This window comes from Anaerovorax odorimutans, assembly GCF_024459955.1.
Lineage (GTDB): Bacteria > Bacillota > Clostridia > Peptostreptococcales > Anaerovoracaceae > Hominibacterium > Hominibacterium odorimutans_A.
Genome location: NZ_JANFXK010000288.1, coordinates 1 through 206 on the forward strand (window position 1 = coordinate 1; position 206 = coordinate 206).

Annotated in this window: 1 protein-coding gene; it reads right to left on the reverse strand. The window is 51.9% G+C overall.

What is annotated here, in order from left to right:
• A partial coding sequence (locus NE619_RS18810) for a hypothetical protein (RefSeq protein ID WP_256133963.1) occupies window positions 1-206 on the reverse strand: 206 nt, incomplete at both ends.

Sequence of the window (206 nt, forward strand, 5' to 3'; positions counted from 1 at the left end):
CCGGTTTTTTCGGGGTCCCGTCATATGTATAGGAAGTCGGGTTCAGTACAATTCTACAGTCCTGAACATCATAGACTGCCTGTTTGGCAGTTGCTCCGGCGCTGTTCAATCCCTTGTAGCCCTGTGCTGTCGTCAGATTGTTGGAAATCACGTTCTGCAGTGTGGTGGAATACCACGCCGTGCTGCCGGCTCCTCCTGTCATGATT